We start from the raw sequence: 18,276 nt of genomic DNA on the forward strand, positions 1-18,276 counted from the left end.
ACGTACAGTCGTCCCGTCCGTCTCCAACACAGCTGTAGAGAGTGGCGAGCACAGGTGGACGTGCAGAAGAAGCTCGACGAGATCGTGGACGCGGTCTCCGGTGCCCGGGGCATGCCCATGTCGGCGTCGTGCGTGGTCAACCGCGCCGACCTGCTCGCCCTGCTCGAAGAGGTGCGCCAGGCGCTGCCCGGCTCCCTCGCACAGGCGCAGGAGCTGATCGGCGACCGTGAGCAGATGGTCGAGCAGGCCCGCCAGGAGGCCGAGCGGATCATCGGGCAGGCGCACGCCGAGCGCGGCTCGCTGATCTCCGACACCGAGGTCGCCCGCCGCTCGCAGGCCGAGGGCGACCGGATCCTCGCCGAGGCCCGCCAGGAGGCCGAGGACGTCCGCGCCGAGGCCGACGACTACGTCGACTCCAAGCTGGCCAACTTCGAGGTCGTCCTCACCAAGACCCTCGGCTCCGTCGGCCGCGGCCGCGAGAAGCTCCTCGGCACCGGCCCCGGCCTGGACGAGCAGGGCTACGTGGACCCTGAGGAAGACGACGCCCCCGAGCGCAGCCACGACCCGGAGACCCTGCGCCGCGACGCCGACGCCTACGTGGACGCCAAGCTGGGCGCCTTCGAGGCGGTCCTCGCCAAGACGCTGGAGGCCGTCGGCCGCGGCCGGCAGAAACTGCACGGCCGCATCGCCACGGACGACCTCGGCGCCCTCGCCGACGACACGTCGACCTTCCAGCACTCCAGCGACGCCGACTACCTGGCCGACCTCGCCGCCCTCGCGGACACCCCGGCCGAGCGGCCCGTCGACCCCCAGCCCGCCGAGCCGCAGCCGGCCGCCGCCCAGTACGACCAGCAGCCCGCCTACGGCTACCAGCAGCAGGACCCGTACGCCGGCTTCCCGCAGCAGCAGGGGTACGCCCAGCAGGACCCGTACGGCTACCAGCACGCCGATCCCTATTCCCCCACCTCCGGCTACGCTCCGGCGGGAGGTGCCCCCTTCCAGGGCTACGACGCCCAGCAGGCCGCCTACGACCCGAACCAGGTCCCGCAGCAGCCCCAGCAGGCCGCCCAGCAGCAGGGCTACGCCCTCGACGAGACCAGCCTCTTCGACACGAGCATGATCAGTGCGGAGCAGCTGCGGGCCTACGAACAGGGCCGCGGCCTGTAGTCAGGACACCGGTGCGGCCTGCGACGACGTACCGGATTGGGCCGAGAGCGAAAGGTCCAGTATCCTGGCTCTTCGGTCGCGTGTACGTCCGCGATCAGCGCTGCCCCGGGACACCGCAGGGCAGTGTCCCGCAGAGCTCAGAAGATCGAAAGCAGGAATGGCCTCCAACGCCCGCCTCGACCACCGAAACCCCTTCGTGTTCGACACACACGAGCTGGGGAGGCGTCCTGGTGCGCTGCAGCGGCTGACCCGCACGGTCGACGCCCCCAGGGACTTCGGTCTCCAGGGAGTCATCGAAGTGCCGGAAGGCGCCCCGGTGGAGCTCGACCTCCGCCTTGAGTCGGTCATGGAAGGTGTGCTCGTCACAGGCACCGCCCGTGCACAGGCCGAGGGGGAGTGCGTAAGGTGTCTGGAGCCGCTTCAGCTCGACGTCGAAGCGGACTTCCAGGAGATGTTCTCGTACCCTGACGCCGACGACCGGGGCCGCGTGAAGGCGGAACCGGTCGACGACGCCGAGGAAGACGAGGACAGGCTCCTTCTCGAGGACGGCCTGTTCGACCTCGAACCCGTGCTGCGGGACGCGGTGGTGCTCGCACTGCCGATGCAGCCGGTGTGCCAGGAAGACTGCCCGGGCCTGTGCTCCGAATGCGGAGCGCGGCTGGCTGACGACCCGGACCACCACCACGACGCCGTCGACATCCGTTGGGCGGCATTGCAGGGACTCGCCGGCACCATGTCGGACGGCGAGAAGGACGAGATGAGCGGCGACGGGCCTGAATCCGCGCGCGCCGCCGAGAAGCAGGAGAAGTAGCCGTGGCTGTTCCGAAGCGGAAGATGTCGCGCAGCAACACGCGCCACCGCCGGTCGCAGTGGAAGGCTGCGGTCCCCACCCTGGTTGCGTGCGAGCGCTGCCACGAGCCCAAGCTGCAGCACATCGCGTGCCCGTCTTGCGGCACCTACAACAAGCGCCAGGTCCTCGAAGTCTGAGCGGGCTGGTGAGAGGCACTGTGTCCAGTCCCAAGAAGGCGGAAGACGCCATGGCGGACGCACCCGCCAAGAAGAAGGCGGACAACACGGCCTCGTCCCACACGCTTCTGGAAGGGCGGCTCGGCTACCAGGTCGAGTCCGCCCTTCTGGTGCGAGCACTGACCCACCGTTCCTACGCGTACGAGAACGGCGGTCTGCCGACGAACGAGCGGCTGGAGTTCCTCGGGGACTCCGTCCTCGGCCTCGTCGTCACGGACACGCTGTACCGCACCCACCCGGACCTGCCCGAGGGCCAGCTGGCCAAGCTGCGGGCAGCAGTGGTGAACTCGCGTGCGCTGGCGGAGGTCGGCCGCGGGCTCGACCTGGGCTCCTTCATCCGGCTGGGCCGCGGTGAAGAGGGCACGGGCGGCCGGGACAAGGCGTCCATCCTCGCCGACACCCTGGAAGCGGTGATCGGCGCGGTCTATCTCGATCAGGGCCTCGACTCGGCGTCCGAGCTGGTGCACCGGCTCTTCGACCCGCTGATCGAGAAGTCCTCGAACCTCGGAGCCGGCCTGGACTGGAAGACCAGTCTCCAGGAGCTCACCGCGACCGAGGGGCTCGGCGTGCCCGAGTACCTGGTCACGGAGACCGGCCCCGACCACGAGAAGACCTTCACTGCTGCCGCCCGCGTCGGAGGCGTCTCGTACGGCACCGGCACCGGCCGCAGCAAGAAGGAGGCGGAGCAACAGGCCGCCGAGTCCGCATGGCGGTCCATCCGGGCCGCGGCGGACGAGCGCGCCAAGGCGGCCAAGGAGGCCGCCGAGGACGACGGTCCCTCCTCCGCCTCCGCCTGAGCGAAACGGAAGAACAGCGCACCGAGCGCCCACCCCGGCCCCGGGGCGGGCGCTCGGCTCGTACACGGTAGTCACGGGGGTCCCGATGCCGGAGTTGCCCGAGGTCGAGGTCGTACGTCGCGGTCTGGAGCGGTGGGTCGCCCACCGTGCCGTCGCCGACGCCGAGGTCCTGCACCCGCGTGCCGTACGCCGTCACGAGGCGGGCGCGGACGACTTCACGCACCGTCTCAAGGGCCATCGGGTCGGCGTTCCCCGCCGCCGCGGCAAGTACCTGTGGCTGCCCCTGGAGGACACGAACCAGTCCGTCCTGGCCCACCTCGGGATGAGCGGCCAGCTACTGGTCCAGCCGGCCTCCGCCCCCGACGAGAAGCACCTGCGCATCCGGGTCCGCTTCGCGGACGGCCTCGGCACCGAGCTGCGCTTCGTCGACCAGCGCACCTTCGGCGGCCTGTCGCTGCACGACAACACCCTCGACGGACTGCCCGACGTCATCGCGCACATCGCCCGCGACCCCCTCGACCCGCTCTTCGACGACGAGGCCTTCCACCAGGCGCTGCGCCGCAAGCGGACCACCATCAAACGGGCGCTGCTGGACCAGTCGTTGATCAGCGGCGTCGGCAACATCTACGCGGACGAGGCCCTTTGGCGCGCCCGCGTGCACTACGAGCGCCCGACCGCCGGCTTCACCCGCCCGCGCACCGCCGAACTCCTCGGCCATGTGCGGGACGTGATGAACGCGGCCCTCGCCGTCGGCGGCACCAGCTTCGACAGCCTGTACGTCAACGTCAACGGCGAGTCCGGCTACTTCGACCGCTCACTGGACGCGTACGGCCGGGAGGGCCTGCCGTGCAAGAGGTGCGGCACGCCCATGCGCCGCCGCCCCTGGATGAACCGGTCCAGCTACTTCTGCCCGACGTGTCAGCGGGCGCCGCGCGTGTCGTCGTAACGGTCGCGGGACGCCAGTACGTCGTCCATGCGGCCTTCCACGAAGTGGATGAGGTCCAGCAGGCGTGCCGCGACCTCGCGGCCCAGGGCAGTCAGTTCGTAGTCCACGCGCGGCGGGTTGGTCGGCTGCGCCTCGCGGTGCACCAGACCGTCGCGCTCCAGTGCGTGCAGGGTCTGGGACAGCATCTTCTCGCTCACGCCGTCGACGCGGCGGCGCAGCTCGTTGAAGCGCATCGAGCCCTCGTACAGCGCGCCGAGCGTGAGACCGCCCCAGCGGCCGGTGACGTGCTCCAGGGTGCCGCGGGAGGGGCAGGCCTTGGCGAACACGTTGTACGGGAGGTCCTGCTCCTCGGGGCACGCCAGGGTGGTCGTCATACCGAGAGCGTACTCGAACGCAGCGCTAACCGGCGGGTTGCACTATCCAATAGTTAGTGCTTTCCTTCTGTCAGTGCCGGTGAGCTGGTCATTCGCCCCGGCCGTCTTTCACGTCCCCCTGAGGAGTACTTGCTGTGACCACGCCTGTTGTCTCCATCGCCTACCACTCCGGCTACGGCCACACCGCCGTCCTCGCCGAGGCCGTCCGCGCGGGTGCCGTCGAGGCCGGTGCCGAGGTGCACCTGATCAAGGTCGACGAGATCACCGACGAGCAGTGGGCGGCGCTCGACGCCTCCGACGCGATCGTCTTCGGTTCGCCCACCTACATGGGCACCGCGTCCGGTGCCTTCCACGTGTTCGCCGAGGCGTCCTCGAAGCGCTGGTTCGGACAGGACTGGAAGGACAAGCTGGCCGCCGGCTTCACCAACTCCGGCTCCAAGAGCGGCGACAAGCTGCACACGCTGCAGTTCTTCCAGATCCTCGCCGCCCAGCACGGCATGAACTGGATCAACCTCGGACTGCACCCGGGCTGGAACAACAGCGAGGGCTCCGAGCACGACCTCAACCGCCTCGGCGTCTTCGCGGGCGCGGCCGCCCAGACCAACGTCGACCAGGGCCCGGACGCCGTCCACAAGGCCGACGTGGCAACGGCGGAGCACCTCGGGCGCCGCGTGGCCCAGACGGCGAGGGTGTTCCTCCAGGGGCGCGCGACGGCCGCCTGAACCTCCGGCGGGAGACCGGCTCGAGCGCGGGACCGTCGGCCGCCGTCGCCCTCGTCGCCCTGGGCCGGGTGCGTGACGCCGCTACTCTTGCTCGTGGCCGAGGACGTCGTACAGCCAGTGCTGGACGTAGCGGCGCACGGCGTCGCCGTCATGAGGGTCGAGCAGGAGCCATTCCCGCGCGGCCGTCACCATCTGCCCCAGGGTGTTTCCTCGTGCGGCCTGAGCTCGACCCGGTCGGTCAGGTCATCCCACAGGCGATAGATCCCGCCCGCGTGCTCGTACGTACTGAAGACGTCCAGCGTGGCGCCCATGAGGTGCAGCGCGATGTCATAGGGATCGTCCGCGCGTACGAGCCGGCCGGCGAGGCGGCGGGTGTGCTCCAGGTACGCCGACACGGCCTCGTCGTCACCCACGGTGTTCGGGCCCCTGTGCCCGGGACGGGTTCCCGGGCCTGCGACCTGCGTTTTTCTCAGTAGCCGAAGTCCTGCGTCCACCACGGGCCGCCGGCGTCGAGGTGCACGCCGACGCCCAGCGTCTTGAAGTCGCAGTTCAGTATGTTCGCGCGGTGGCCCGGGCTGTTCATCCAGGCCTCCATGACCGCCGCGGCGTCGGCCTGGCCCCGGGCTATGTTCTCGCCCCCGAGGCCGGTTATGCCGGCCTTGGCCGCCCGGTCCCACGGGGTCGAGCCGTCCGGGTCGGTGTGGTCGAAGAAGTCCCGCAGGGCCATGTCCTTGCTGAAGGACTCGGCGAGCTCGGTCAGCGAGCTGTTCGCGGAGACCGGGCTGCAGCCCACCTTCGCCCGCTCCGCGTTGACCAGCTTCAGCACCTCGGCCTCGGCGGCGGCCGACGCCGAGACCTTCACCGGCGCGGAGGCCTTCGGCGGGGTCTTCGGGGTCTTCTTCGCCGGATGCGTCTTCGGCGTCTTGGCGTTCTTCGAAGGCGTCGTCTTGGGGGCCGGCTTCTTCGGCTGCGTCTTCGAGTGCCCCGGCAAGGTGGAGGCCGAGGGCGCCGAGGCGGACGGCGCCGGTGTGACCGGGCGGCCGCCGCTGTTGCGGCTGGTCGAGGAACCGTTGTCCCGCCCGGTGTCGGCGCTGCCGGAGGTGCCGCCCTGCTCGCTGTTGCTGTTGCTGGGCGCGCCCGCGGCCTGCACCGTGTCGCCGCCGGTGGTGGTGGTGCCGCCACCGAGGCGGTAGTTGTCGAGGCCGGGCACCACACCCGTGGCCACCGCGACCGTGCCGATGGCGACGGCGGCGGAGACGCCGAGCAGACCGGTGCGCACGGGCGTCACGGCCTTCTTCTTGCGCCGGTGCCCGCGGGCCCGGGAGGCCTCACCCGCCGGGGTGAATCCGTCCGCCGGGAAGACGACCGTGTTCGTGACCCGGGCGTACTCGTCGTCGGTCGCGTACAGGTACTCGTCGACCCGAGTGCTGGCGTCGGTGTACGCCTCGGGGTTCAGATAGGGAGCGATCCCCATCGTGGGTCGGTCGTCCGGGTACGAGTGGTGCGGGTCGTGGCTGCCCGTGTACGAGCCGTGCGTCTCCGTGACCCCCGTGGCGCGGCCCGTGGCGGCGCGGCCGGCGGCTGAGCGTCGGTGGCGTCCCATGTCCTTGCCTTCTTCCTCGTCTCGCGGTCGACCGTTGGTCCCCTTGGTCAACCCAACTCACACGATCGAGTGAGTTTCAGATGAGATTCATTGGGTGGGGACGGTACCGCATGACGCCCGGGGAGGAAGTGTCCCGAGTGACATTGGCCGGTTAGGTTGCAGCCATGAGCGAGGATGTTCGACTGGTCGCCTGGGTGCGTGGACGCGTCCAAGGTGTGGGTTTTCGCTGGTTCACGCGTGCCAAGGCGTTGGAGATCGGCGGTCTGAGTGGTTTTGCTCTCAATTTGGGCGACGGACGCGTACAGGTGGTCGCCGAGGGCAGACGCGAGGGCTGCGAGGGACTCCTCGACTGGCTCCAGGGCGACGACACGCCCGGGCATGTGGACGGTGTCACCGAGATCTGGGACACACCCCGCGGGGGCTACGACGGCTTCGCCATCCGGTGAGTCCGTTCGGCAAAGTCCGCAGGCGGAAGCGGAGGGGGATGCCACCGGCAGGTGCCCCGAGCAGGAACGACCTGGTGGTTGCCAAGAAGCGCTTGTCGTGGCAGGCTCCGCAGTTACAGATCATCGCCACGCCCTGAGGGCCCCGCAGGAGTCGCAGCGCCGCCGCCCCAGGCCGCGCGCGCCCGGGTTCGCCCGCCAATACAGGGCGTGATCGTGTTGACCGTCAAACTTTTTGGTGAGACGCTGAAAGCCCCGCGCACCTTAGCTGTTTGGCATGTAGCAACGGCAGAGCAACATTCAAGTGTCAAGCACCGCGGGTGCGAATCCCTCACGACCCACACCGCTTCGGTCGGTCACTCAGTGTGGAGGACCATCCATCATGGCAAAGGCGCTTCTCGGTTACGTCGGCGGCTCCGACCCTCGACTCCTCGCCGAGATGCGACGGCTCCAGCAGCGCGTACAGGACCTGGAATCCGAGCTCGTACGAATCCAGGCGGAGAACGACGCGCTGACGGCTGCCGCTTCTCACGACAGTCTCATGGAGAGCGTCGACGCACACCAGGCGGAGCCTGTGCTCACCTGATCGCTGCATCGCTCCACAAAAGCACACGCAGTGGTTGGGCTGCCCGTATCAACCGCTAAGCAATCAGAGTTGCAAGGGACGCTTCGGCGTCCCTTCTTTCTTTCCCCCGTGCATCCTTTCACTCTCTTTAACGTCTGGTGTGCCCTGCATGTTCATGCGTGAAACCGCGGGGTTGCGAGGGTTCGTGGAGTGAGATAGCGGCGGCAGGTAGAGTCCAGCGGCGTGCACCTCAAGGCCCTGACCCTTCGCGGGTTCAAGTCGTTCGCCTCGGCGACCACACTCCGGTTCGAGCCGGGCATCACGTGTGTCGTCGGACCGAACGGCTCGGGCAAGTCCAATGTCGTGGACGCGCTCAGCTGGGTCATGGGCGAGCAGGGTGCCAAGTCGCTGCGCGGCGGCAAGATGGAGGACGTCATCTTCGCCGGCACCACCGGCCGCCCGCCGCTCGGCCGGGCCGAGGTGTCCCTGACCATCGACAACTCCGACGGGGCCCTCCCCATCGAGTACTCCGAGGTCACCATCACGCGGATCATGTTCCGCAACGGCGGCAGCGAGTACCAGATCAACGGCGACACGTGTCGCCTCCTCGACATCCAGGACCTCCTCTCCGACTCCGGCATCGGCCGCGAGATGCACGTCATCGTCGGTCAGGGCCAGCTCGACTCCGTCCTGCACGCCGACCCCATGGGCCGCCGCGCCTTCATCGAGGAGGCCGCCGGCGTCCTCAAGCACCGCAAGCGCAAGGAGAAGGCGCTCAGAAAACTGGACGCGATGCAGGCCAACCTCGCGCGCGTGCAGGACCTGACGGACGAACTGCGCCGCCAGCTCAAGCCGCTCGGGCGGCAGGCGGCGGTCGCCCGGCGCGCGGCCGTGATCCAGGCGGACCTGCGCGACGCGCGCCTGCGCCTCCTCGCCGACGATCTCGTACGGCTGCGTGAGGCGCTGAGGACCGAGGTCGCCGACGAGGCCGCGCTCAAGGAGCGCAAGGAGGCCGCCGAGCAGGAGCTGAAGAAGGCGCTCCAGCGCGAGGCGCTCCTGGAGGACGAGGTACGGCAGCTCACGCCGCGCCTCCAGCGCGCCCAGCAGACCTGGTACGAGCTCTCCCAGCTCGCCGAGCGCGTCCGCGGCACGATCTCGCTGGCCGACGCCCGGGTGAAGAGCGCGACCTCCGTGCCCCCCGAGGAGCGGCGCGGCCGCGATCCCGAGGACATGGAGCGCGAGGCCGCCCGGATCCGCGAGCAGGAGGCCGAGCTGGAGGCGGCCCTGGAGGCGGCGCAGCGGGCGCTCGACGACACCGTCGCGCACCGTGCCGAGCTGGAACGCGAACTCGCCCTCGAAGAACGCCGCCTGAAGGACGTCGCCCGCGCCATCGCCGACCGCCGTGAGGGGCTCGCCCGGCTGAACGGGCAGGTCAACGCGGCCCGTTCGCGTGCGGCCTCGGCCCAGGCCGAGATCGACCGCCTGGCCGCCGCGCGGGACGAGGCCCAGGAGCGAGCGGTGCGGGCCCAGGAGGAGTACGAGGCGCTCCAGGCGGAGGTCGACGGCCTCGACGCCGGTGACGTCGAACTCGCCGACGGGCACGAGGCGGCGAAGCAGCGGCTCGCGGAGGCGGAGGCCGCGCTCGGTGCCGCCCGCGAGGCGGCCACCGCGGCGGAGCGCAGGCGCGCCGCGACCCAGGCCCGCCACGAGGCGCTGGCGCTGGGCCTGCGCCGCAAGGACGGCACCGGGGCGCTGCTCGGCGCACGGGACCGGCTCGCCGGGCTGCTCGGACCGGCGGCGGAACTGCTGACCGTGACACCGGGCCACGAGGTTGCCCTCGCCGCGGCCTTCGGAGCGGCTGCCGACGCCATCGCGGTGACGACCCCGGCATCGGCGGCGGAGGCGATCCGACTGCTCCGCAAGCAGGACGCCGGCCGGGCCTCCCTGCTGCTGGCGGGCGCACCGGAGGACCTCGCCCGGACCACGGCCCCGGACGGCGGCTCCGGCACGGGCGCCCCGAGCGGCACCTCGGGCGGAATCGGTTCGCCGCAAGAGGTGAACGGGGCCGGGCCTTCGGCCACCGCCGCTCCCCCCTTCGCCGCCGACCTGGTCCGCGGTCCCGTCGAGCTGATGCCCGCCGTGCGGCGGCTGCTGCGGGGGATCGTCGTCGTGGGCACGCTCGAAGACGCCGAGGATCTCGTCTACGCCCGCCCCGATCTCACCGCCGTCACCGCCGAAGGCGACCTGCTGGGGGCGCACTTCGCGCACGGCGGGTCGGCCGGGGCGCCCAGTCTGCTGGAGGTGCAGGCCTCCGTGGACGAGGCGGCCGCCGAGCTGGAGGAGCTGGCGGTGCGCTGCGAGGAGCTCACCGAGGCGCAGCAGGCGGCCGTCGAGCGGCGCAAGGAGTGTGCCGCGCTGGTCGAGGAACTGGGGGAGCGGCGGCGGGCGGCCGACCGGGAGAAGTCGGCCGTGGCCCAGCAGCTCGGGCGCCTCGCGGGTCAGGCGCGCGGTGCCGCCGGCGAGGCCGAGCGCTCCACGGCGGCCGCGGCGCGGGCCCAGGACGCGCTCGACAAGGCCGTCATGGAGGTCGAGGAACTCGCCGAGCGGCTGGCCGTCGCCGAGGAACTGCCGTTCGAGGAGGAGCCGGACACCTTCGTACGCGACCGGCTCGCCGCCGACGGCGCCAACGCCCGGCAGACCGAGATGGAGGCCCGCCTCCAGGTCCGTACGCACGAGGAACGGGTCAAGGGGCTCGCCGGACGGGCGGACGCGCTCGACCGGGGCGCCCGCGCGGAGCGCGAGGCACGCGCGCGTGCCGAGCAGCGGCGGGCGCGGCTGCGGCACGAGGCGGCCGTCGCGGAGGCCGTCGCCGCGGGCGCCCGGCAGCTGCTCGCACACGTCGAGGTCTCGCTGGGCCGCGCCGCCGAGGAGCGCACCGCCGCCGAGGCCGCCAAGGCCCGCAGGGAACAGGAACTGACCGCGGCCCGGAGCACCGGACGCGATCTGAAGTCCGAGCTCGACAAGCTGACCGACTCGGTGCACCGGGGCGAGGTGCTCGGCGCCGAGAAGCGGATGCGGATCGAGCAGTTGGAGGCCAAGGCGCTGGAGGAGCTGGGCGTGGAGCCGGCCGGGCTCGTGTCCGACTACGGCCCCCACCAGCTCGTACCGCCGTCCCCGCCCGCCGAGGGCGAGGTGCTGCCGGAGGACCCGGAGCACCCGCGCAACCAGCCGAGGCCGTTCGGGCGGGCCGAGCAGGAGAAGCGGCTGAAGGCCGCCGAGCGGGCGTACCAGCAGCTCGGCAAGGTGAACCCGCTCGCGCTGGAGGAGTTCGCGGCCCTGGAGGAGCGGCACAAGTTCCTCAGCGAGCAGCTGGAGGACCTGAAGAAGACCCGCGCCGACCTGCTTCAGGTGGTGAAGGAGGTCGACGAGCGCGTCGAGCAGGTCTTCACCGAGGCCTACCGGGACACGGCCCGGGAGTTCGAGGGCGTCTTCAGCCGGCTGTTCCCGGGCGGTGAGGGCCGGTTGATCCTGACCGATCCCGACAACATGCTCACCACGGGCGTGGACGTGGAGGCCCGGCCGCCGGGCAAGAAGGTGAAGCGGCTCTCGCTGCTCTCCGGCGGTGAGCGGTCGCTGACCGCCGTCGCGATGCTGGTGTCCATCTTCAAGGCCCGGCCGAGCCCGTTCTATGTGATGGACGAGGTCGAGGCCGCGCTCGACGACACCAACCTGCAGCGGCTGATCCGCATCATGCAGGAGCTGCAGGAGGCCTCGCAGCTGATCGTGATCACGCACCAGAAGCGGACCATGGAGGTCGCCGACGCGCTGTACGGCGTCTCCATGCAGGGCGACGGTGTGTCGAAGGTCATCTCCCAGCGCCTCCGCTAGACCCGTGCGGGCTACACCTATCCTCACCTCTTCTTGATTTCTTCACTTCTTGAACTCAGGACCCCCGTGGGCTGCTTAAAGGTCACATGACATCAAGTATTGACTTCGAAACTTGAAGGCATAGTCTCTGCAACGTTGCTTTTACCTTCAGGTTGAAGGGCTCACCCCCACCCCGGCGACGTTGCCGGTGGCCCCAGGAGTTTCCACGTGACCAGCACAGCGCAGGCACCCGCGTCAGGAGCCAGGTCGGCTCAGCCCGAGCATCTCGGGCATGTCATCTTCATCGCGGCGGCGGCCGCGATGGGCGGCTTCCTCTTCGGCTACGACAGCTCCGTGATCAACGGCGCCGTCGAGGCCATCCGGGACCGGTACGACATCGGCTCCGCCGCGCTGGCCCAGGTCATCGCCGTCGCCCTGATCGGCTGTGCCATCGGCGCCGCGACGGCCGGCCGGATAGCCGACCGCATCGGGCGCATCCGGGTCATGCAGATCGCCGCGGCGCTCTTCGTCGTCAGCGCCGTCGGCTCCGCGCTGCCCTTCTCCCTGTGGGACTTCGCCCTCTGGCGCGTCGTCGGCGGCTTCGCCATCGGCATGGCCTCCGTCATCGGCCCCGCCTACATCGCCGAGGTCGCCCCGCCCGCGTACCGCGGCCGCCTCGGCTCCTTCCAGCAGGCCGCGATCGTCGTCGGCATCGCCATCTCGCAGCTGGTCAACTGGGGTCTGCTCAACGCCGCCGACGGCGACCAGCGCGGCAAGCTGATGGGCCTGGAGGCCTGGCAGGTCATGCTCGGCGTCATGGTCGTCCCGGCCGCCCTGTACGGTCTGCTCTCCTTCGCGATCCCCGAGTCCCCCCGCTTCCTGCTCTCGGTCGGCAAGCGCGACCGGGCCAGGGAGATCCTCGCCGAGGTCGAGGGCACCGGCACCGACCTGGACGCCCGCGTCGCCGAGATCGAGCACGCCATGAAGAGCGAGCACACGTCCTCCTTCAAGGACCTGCTCGGCGGCGGCTTCTTCTTCAAGCCGATCGTCTGGGTCGGCATCGGCCTGTCGGTCTTCCAGCAGTTCGTCGGCATCAACGTCGCGTTCTACTACTCCTCGACGCTGTGGCAGTCGGTCGGCGTCGACCCGGCGGACTCGTTCTTCTACTCCTTCACGACGTCGATCATCAACATCGTCGGCACCGTGATCGCGATGATCTTCGTGGACCGCGTCGGCCGCCGCCCGCTGGCGATCATCGGCTCGGTCGGCATGGCCGTCGGCCTCGCCCTGGAGGCCTGGGCCTTCTCCTACGACCTGGTCGACGGCAGGCTGCCCAGCGCCCAGGGCTGGACCGCCCTGGTAGCGGCCCATGTCTTCGTCCTCTTCTTCGCCCTGTCCTGGGGTGTGGTCGTCTGGGTCATGCTCGGCGAGATGTTCCCGAACCGGATCCGCGCCGCCGCCCTGGGTGTGGCCGCCGCCGCGCAGTGGATCGCCAACTGGGCCATCACCGCGAGCTTCCCGTCGCTGGCCGACTGGAACCTCTCCGCGACGTACGTGATCTACACGGTCTTCGCCGCGCTCTCCATCCCGTTCGTCCTGAAGTTCGTCAAGGAGACGAAGGGCAAGTCGCTGGAGGAGATGGGCTGACGACCCGCCCCCTCGGTACTCGGGGGGAAGGGCCAAGTCCCCGCTGCCCCTCTCCTCGTACCTCCGCCGCCCCCGCCCGGCCACTGCCCGGGCGGGGGCGGCGGTGTCAGGTCCGGGCACACCGGACGGCCCGCGGGTCAGCCGCCCAGCGCCGGGAGCACCCGCTCCGCGAACAGCCTGAGGCTCCGCCAGCCCTCGGCCACCGGCATCCCGCCCGCCAGCGGATGCAGGACGAGGTTGTCCAGCCCCTGGGCCACGCATTCCTGCGGCGTCAGGATCCGGTACACGCCCTCCGCGCGCAGCTCGTTCACCGTGGTGGCCGCCGAACGCACCGCCGAGTGGATGTCCTCGGACTGCCAGGAGGCGTACGTCCGCGCCTCGTGCAGGAAGTGCCCTCCGTACTCGGCCCACGCCCGGTCCGGGTCCTCGGCGATGTGCAGGAGCGGGGTCTCGGCGGCGGGCATCATCGTCCAGCCCTCCGTGCCGTACTCGACGAGCCGCTCCTTGTAGTACGTCTTCAGCTCGGGAAGGCGCGCGCTGGGGAAGAACGGCAGGCCGAGCCGGGCGGCCCGGCGGGCGGCGGCCTTCGAGGAGCCGCCGACCAGGAGGAGGGGGTGCGGATCGGTGAACGGGCGCGGGGTGACCCGTACCGTACGGCCCCGGTACTCGAACTCCTCGCCGGTCCAGGCCTTGAGCAGGGTCTCCAGCAGCTCGTCCTGCAGCCGGCCGCGCCGCCTCCACTCCACGTCGAACAGGGCGTACTCCTCGGGCCGGTACCCGATCCCGGCGACGGTGATCAGTCGGCCGCCGCTCAGCAGGTCCAGTACGGCGATGTCCTCGGCCAGCCGCAGTGGGTCGTGCAGGGGGCCGATGACCGCGGAGACGGTGACCGTGATCCGCCGGGTCGCCCCGAACACCGCGCCCGCGAAGGCGAAGGGGGAGGGCAGCCAGTTGTTCGGGACTCCGTGGTGCTCCTCGGTCTGCACGGTGCTGATGCCGTGCTCGTCGGCGTAGGCAGCCATGTCCACGGCGGCCCGGTAGCGGGCGGCGAGGGAGGCGGGCTCGGCGCCGGGCTCGACGAGGTTGAAACGGACGACCGTCACGGGCATGGCTGGTCCCCCTGTCACCGGGTCGGTGGGGTTCGGTGCGGAGGACGTTAGCTGACGGTACGTCAGATGGCCATGGGTGTGGCGGGGCCGGTCGCGCTCAGGCCGTGACCCGGCCGCAGTCCTCGGTCGGCTCCGACTGCGCGGTCGTCGCCGCCGGCTTCGGCAGGAGCGCGTACAGCAGGCCCGCGGCGAGGACCGTCGCCACCCAGCCGAGGCCGTACTGGCCCACCGGGTTGTTCGCGGCGAGCGGGCCGCGGAACCAGTCGGACCTGGTGAACAGCAGTCCCGTGCCGAGGCCGACCGCCCAGGCCGTGACGGCGGCGGGGCAGAAGCCGCCCCGGTACCAGTAGGCGCTGCTGCGGGTGGTGTCGAGCAGGGCCCGCGCGTCGTACGCGGTGCGGCGCAGCATGTCCGCGCCGAAGACGCCGACCCAGGCCGAGAAGGCCACCGCGAGCAGCGACAGGAAGGCGATGAAGGAGCCCATGAAGCTCCTCGCCACCAGCATCAGGACGCCGCCGAGGACCAGCGAGATCACCGCGTTGACGGAGACCGCCCAGGGGCGCGGGATCCGGAGGCCGAGGGTCTGCGCGGTGAAGCCGGCCGAGTACATCGACATCGCGTTGATCAGCAGCATGCCGGCCAGGGCCGTGAGGAGGTAGGGGACGGCGAGCCACAGCGGGAGGATCTCGCCGAGGAAGGAGACAGGATCGGCCGTCGAGGCGAGGTCCGGGGTGGCCCTGGCCATCACCGTGCCCATGAGGATCATCGGGAGTACGACGACGACCGCGCCGCCGACGGTGTTGCGCACGATCGCCGTCGAGGACGCCCGGTGCGGCAGGTAGCGCGTGAAGTCCGGCGAGGTCGGCGCCCAGCTGATGCCCCCGGCGGCGATCAGTCCGATCCCGGTGACCATCGCGGCCGTGGGCCCGGCGGGCTCGCGGAAGACCCCGCCCCAGTCCGTGCTCGCGACCAGGTGGCCGAGGACCAGCACGGAGAAGGCGCCGAACAGCCAGGTCGCCCATCTGTTGCAGCGCCGCACCGCGTGGATGCCCATGCCCGAGATCGCGAACGTGGCGATCACGAAGAGCAACAGGGTGGCGATGATCAGGGGAGTGTTGCTCCTGATGCCGAAGAGGATGTGCAGGACGGTCAGCAGCGCGTACGCGCCGATCACCGCGTTGATCGTCTCCCAGCCCCAGCGCGCGATCCAGATCAGTGAGCCGGGGAGCAGATTGCCGCGCTGGCCGAAGACCGCGCGGGACAGGGCCATGCCGGGCGCGCCGCCGCGCTTCCCGGCGATTCCCGTCAGGCCGACCAGACCGAACGAGACGACCGGCGCCGCGACGCCGACCACCAGGGCCTGCCAGAAGTTCAGCCCGTACGACACTCCCAGGCTCGCGCCCATGGTCAGCAGCAGGACGGTGATGTTGGCGGCGATCCAGGTGGAGAGGAGTCCGCGGGTCCGCGCGGTGCGCTCGGCGCGGGGGACGGGTTCCAGCCCCCGCGTTTCGAGGCCGTGGCACTCCAGGGTCTCTTCGAGCTGTTCCAGGGCGCCATCGCGCGGGCCGGTGGTGCTCATGGCGCACCATCGTACGTTAATCCGACAAAGCAGCCATAACGGACCTTGACGCTTGGAGGAACCCACAAACTGGGTTGCGCCGGGACCCATAGCTGATACTGGACGCGTTATGGAAACCGTCATCCTTGCTGTAGTCATCGCCGTGGTCGTGCTCGGCGCGCTCGGCGGGCTCATCGTCGGCAGCCGACGGAAGAAGTCGCTGCCCCCGCCGCCGCCCGCCGCGCCCGACATCACCGCCCCACCGGCCGAGCCGCACGTCGGCGACGAGGCCGAGACGCCCCGCGACGAACCGCGCCGGACGATCGAGGAGGTGGACCTCCCCGGGGGCTCCGCCCCGGTCGCCGTCGAGGAGCCGCCCGCCGTCGAAGAGCTGCCGGTACCCGAGATCGAGGTCCCGGAGCCCACCGCAGGCCGGCTGGTCCGCCTGCGCGCCCGCCTGTCCCGCTCGCAGAACGCCCTCGGCAAGGGCCTGCTCACCCTGCTGTCCCGCGAGCACCTCGACGAGGAGACCTGGGAGGAGGTCGAGGACACCCTGCTGACCGCCGACGTCGGCGTGCAGCCCACCCAGGAGCTCGTCGAGCGGCTGCGCGAGCGCGTGAAGGTGCTCGGCACCCGCACGCCCGCGGAGCTGCGCGGGCTCCTGCGCGAGGAGCTGCTCACCCTCGTCGGCACCGACTTCGACCGCACGGTCAAGACCGAGCCCGAGGACCGCAAGCCGGGCATCGTGATGGTCGTCGGCGTCAACGGCACCGGCAAGACCACCACCACCGGCAAGCTCGCGCGCGTGCTCGTGGCCGACGGCCGTACCGTCGTCCTCGGCGCCGCCGACACCTTCCGTGCCGCCGCCGCCGACCAGCTGCAGACCTGGGGCGAGCGCGTCGGCGCCTACACCGTGCGCGGCCCCGAGGCCGGCGACCCCGCCTCCGTCGCGTTCGACGCGGTGAAGGAGGGCAAGGAGATGGGCGTCGACGTGGTGCTCATCGACACCGCCGGGCGGCTGCACACCAAGACCGGCCTCATGGACGAGCTCGGCAAGGTCAAGCGCGTCGTCGAGAAGCACGCGCCGCTGGACGAGGTGCTCCTCGTGCTCGACGCCACCACCGGGCAGAACGGCCTCGTCCAGGCCCGCGTCTTCGCCGAGGTCGTCGACATCACCGGCATCGTGCTGACCAAGCTGGACGGCACCGCCAAGGGCGGCATCGTCGTCGCGGTCCAGCGCGAGCTGGGCGTGCCGGTGAAGCTGGTCGGTCTCGGCGAGGGCGCCGACGACCTCGCGCCGTTCGAGCCGGAGGCGTTCGTCGACGCCCTCATCGGAGAGTGATCACTCCCCGGAAACGGAAAGAGATCTTCTCCCGCAATCAGGAGAAACGATGAGGCGCCCGCCCCACGACACCGTGGGGGACGGGCGCTTCGCCTTGTAGGGGTGTTCGCTTTCGGAGTCCGGTTGCGGCGTTCGGCCACGACGGCACGGTCGCGGCCGCAGGGTCACGCCCTCGACCGGTGTGCCACGTACGCCAGCGTCCCCAGGAGCAGCCGGGCCGCCGGGGGCCTCGACACCGAGTCCAGCGCCGGCGGCCGCAGCCAGCGCACCGGGCCGAGGCCGCCCCGGTCGGACGGCGGCGCCGTGATGTGGGCGCCGGGGCCGAGGCCGCGCAGGTCGAGGGAGGACGGGTCGTCCCAGCCCATGCGGTAGAGCAGCGCGGGAAGTGCCGCGGCGGCGCCGGGGGCGACCAGGAAGTGGGCGCGGTGGTCCGGGGTCGCGATCACCGGACCGAGGGGGAGGCCCATGCGTTCGAGACGGACCAGCGCGCGACGCCCGGCGGGTTCGGCGACCTCGATGACGTCGAACGCGCGCCCGACGGGCAGCATCACCGCGGCGCCGGGGAACTCGCCCCAGGCCTTGGTGACGTCGTCGAGCGTGGCCCCGGCGGAGACCTGGGGCGCGAACACCAGCGGATGCGCGCCCGGTGCGCGGCAATCCGCCCGGCCGCAGGAACAGGCGCCCGCCGCGGCCCGGGCGCCCGGTACCACGTCCCAGCCCCACAGTCCGGTGAACTCGGCAACGGCCGTGCACTCCGACGAACGCCCGCGCCGCCGCGTGCCGGAGCGGATCTCCCGAATGCCGCCGATCGTGAAGCCCATGCCCCCTCCAACGGGTTCAGCGCGCCGGTGGTTACGCCATGGAACGGAACGGAAGCAGAAAGTGACTCAACGTCGCGGCGGACCCGCCCCGAGGGGTCGGGTGGCGCCCTGAAGTGCCCGTGGTGGTGCGCCCGGCGGTGTGCGCCCCTGAGTGCACCGCTCCACCTACTCCTGGCCGTCCTATGTCAAGTGAATCGCGCCTGGGCGACCGTGAGTTCATTCGAAGGGGTGGCGAATGGTGGCGTTTCCGGGATCGCCATGGCTGGGCGCGTGATCGTAGGATTACTTT

At 71.0% G+C, this 18,276-nt stretch carries 17 protein-coding genes; 11 read left to right on the forward strand and 6 right to left on the reverse strand.

Annotation, left to right across the window (positions count from 1 at the left end; all coding sequences use genetic code 11):
- The first annotated feature begins 54 nt into the window (after nt 1-54).
- The 5 genes from IPZ69_RS14830 to mutM all read left to right on the forward strand — a co-directional run bounded on the left by IPZ69_RS14830 (nt 55) and on the right by mutM (nt 3,936).
- Nucleotides 55-1,167 (forward strand): cell division initiation protein, encoded by a 1,113-nt coding sequence (locus tag IPZ69_RS14830; protein ID WP_235454585.1) that lies wholly within the window; start codon nt 55-57, stop codon nt 1,165-1,167.
- 157 nt (nt 1,168-1,324) lie between these two features.
- Nucleotides 1,325-1,978 carry a YceD family protein gene (locus tag IPZ69_RS14835; protein ID WP_235454586.1) on the forward strand — a complete coding sequence of 218 codons (654 nt, stop codon included), beginning with the start codon at nt 1,325-1,327 and terminating at the stop codon, nt 1,976-1,978.
- Nucleotides 1,979-1,980: 2 nt separating this feature from the next.
- Entirely contained in the window at nt 1,981-2,154 is a 174-nt protein-coding gene (gene rpmF, locus IPZ69_RS14840; RefSeq protein ID WP_007493396.1) for a 50S ribosomal protein L32, read from the forward strand.
- An 8-nt stretch (nt 2,155-2,162) separates the two neighbouring features.
- Nucleotides 2,163-2,990, forward strand: a complete 828-nt coding sequence (rnc, locus tag IPZ69_RS14845; protein WP_235454587.1) for a ribonuclease III — start codon at nt 2,163-2,165, stop codon at nt 2,988-2,990.
- A gap of 85 nt (nt 2,991-3,075) precedes the next feature.
- The gene (gene mutM, locus IPZ69_RS14850; RefSeq protein WP_235454588.1) at nt 3,076-3,936 is read left to right on the forward strand and encodes a bifunctional DNA-formamidopyrimidine glycosylase/DNA-(apurinic or apyrimidinic site) lyase; all 861 of its coding nucleotides are present in this window, start codon (nt 3,076-3,078) and stop codon (nt 3,934-3,936) included.
- Here the strand turns inward: mutM and IPZ69_RS14855 are convergent.
- A complete protein-coding gene (locus IPZ69_RS14855; protein ID WP_235454589.1) occupies nt 3,909-4,310 on the reverse strand; it encodes a winged helix-turn-helix transcriptional regulator in 402 nt (133 codons plus the stop codon). The genes mutM and IPZ69_RS14855 overlap by 28 nt on opposite strands.
- A gap of 134 nt (nt 4,311-4,444) precedes the next feature.
- Here IPZ69_RS14855 and IPZ69_RS14860 point away from each other — a divergent pair, with 134 nt between their 5' ends.
- Complete coding sequence (locus IPZ69_RS14860; RefSeq protein ID WP_235454590.1) at nt 4,445-5,032, forward strand: flavodoxin family protein; 588 nt, start codon at nt 4,445-4,447, stop codon at nt 5,030-5,032.
- Nucleotides 5,033-5,217: 185 nt separating this feature from the next.
- Here IPZ69_RS14860 and IPZ69_RS14865 read toward each other — a convergent pair whose 3' ends face one another.
- Together IPZ69_RS14865 and IPZ69_RS14870 are read right to left on the reverse strand one after the other, a co-directional pair.
- Nucleotides 5,218-5,445, reverse strand: a complete 228-nt coding sequence (locus tag IPZ69_RS14865; RefSeq protein ID WP_235454591.1) for a hypothetical protein — start codon at nt 5,443-5,445, stop codon at nt 5,218-5,220.
- Between the two features lie 56 nt (nt 5,446-5,501).
- The gene (locus IPZ69_RS14870; protein ID WP_235454592.1) at nt 5,502-6,635 is read right to left on the reverse strand and encodes a CAP domain-containing protein; all 1,134 of its coding nucleotides are present in this window, start codon (nt 6,633-6,635) and stop codon (nt 5,502-5,504) included.
- 164 nt (nt 6,636-6,799) lie between these two features.
- Here IPZ69_RS14870 and IPZ69_RS14875 point away from each other — a divergent pair, with 164 nt between their 5' ends.
- The 4 genes from IPZ69_RS14875 to IPZ69_RS14890 all read left to right on the forward strand — a co-directional run bounded on the left by IPZ69_RS14875 (nt 6,800) and on the right by IPZ69_RS14890 (nt 13,157).
- Complete coding sequence (locus tag IPZ69_RS14875; protein ID WP_235454593.1) at nt 6,800-7,081, forward strand: acylphosphatase; 282 nt, start codon at nt 6,800-6,802, stop codon at nt 7,079-7,081.
- A gap of 379 nt (nt 7,082-7,460) precedes the next feature.
- Nucleotides 7,461-7,664, forward strand: coding sequence for a hypothetical protein (locus IPZ69_RS14880; protein WP_235454594.1), 204 nt, complete (start codon nt 7,461-7,463; stop codon nt 7,662-7,664).
- Nucleotides 7,665-7,886: 222 nt separating this feature from the next.
- Nucleotides 7,887-11,531: an AAA family ATPase gene (locus IPZ69_RS14885; protein WP_235454595.1), complete on the forward strand. Its 3,645-nt coding sequence runs from the start codon at nt 7,887-7,889 to the stop codon at nt 11,529-11,531.
- Nucleotides 11,532-11,738: 207 nt separating this feature from the next.
- Nucleotides 11,739-13,157 (forward strand): sugar porter family MFS transporter, encoded by a 1,419-nt coding sequence (locus IPZ69_RS14890; RefSeq protein ID WP_235454596.1) that lies wholly within the window; start codon nt 11,739-11,741, stop codon nt 13,155-13,157.
- A gap of 137 nt (nt 13,158-13,294) precedes the next feature.
- Here the strand turns inward: IPZ69_RS14890 and IPZ69_RS14895 are convergent, their stop codons facing one another.
- Nucleotides 13,295-14,266: an LLM class flavin-dependent oxidoreductase gene (locus IPZ69_RS14895; protein ID WP_235454597.1), complete on the reverse strand. Its 972-nt coding sequence runs from the start codon at nt 14,264-14,266 to the stop codon at nt 13,295-13,297.
- Nucleotides 14,267-14,363: 97 nt separating this feature from the next.
- Nucleotides 14,364-15,845: a cytosine permease gene (locus IPZ69_RS14900; protein WP_235454598.1), complete on the reverse strand. Its 1,482-nt coding sequence runs from the start codon at nt 15,843-15,845 to the stop codon at nt 14,364-14,366.
- A 109-nt stretch (nt 15,846-15,954) separates the two neighbouring features.
- On the opposite strand from IPZ69_RS14900, the gene ftsY reads away from it, so the two are divergent.
- The gene (ftsY, locus tag IPZ69_RS14905) at nt 15,955-17,166 is read left to right on the forward strand and encodes a signal recognition particle-docking protein FtsY (RefSeq protein ID WP_235454599.1); all 1,212 of its coding nucleotides are present in this window, start codon (nt 15,955-15,957) and stop codon (nt 17,164-17,166) included.
- 164 nt (nt 17,167-17,330) lie between these two features.
- Here ftsY and IPZ69_RS14910 read toward each other — a convergent pair whose 3' ends face one another.
- A complete protein-coding gene (locus IPZ69_RS14910; protein ID WP_235454600.1) occupies nt 17,331-17,987 on the reverse strand; it encodes a bifunctional DNA primase/polymerase in 657 nt (218 codons plus the stop codon).
- Between the last annotated feature and the right edge of the window lie 289 nt (nt 17,988-18,276).

The sequence above is a fragment of the Streptomyces olivochromogenes genome, from assembly GCF_021538895.1.
GTDB classification, from domain to species: Bacteria; Actinomycetota; Actinomycetes; order Streptomycetales; family Streptomycetaceae; genus Streptomyces; species Streptomyces olivochromogenes_A.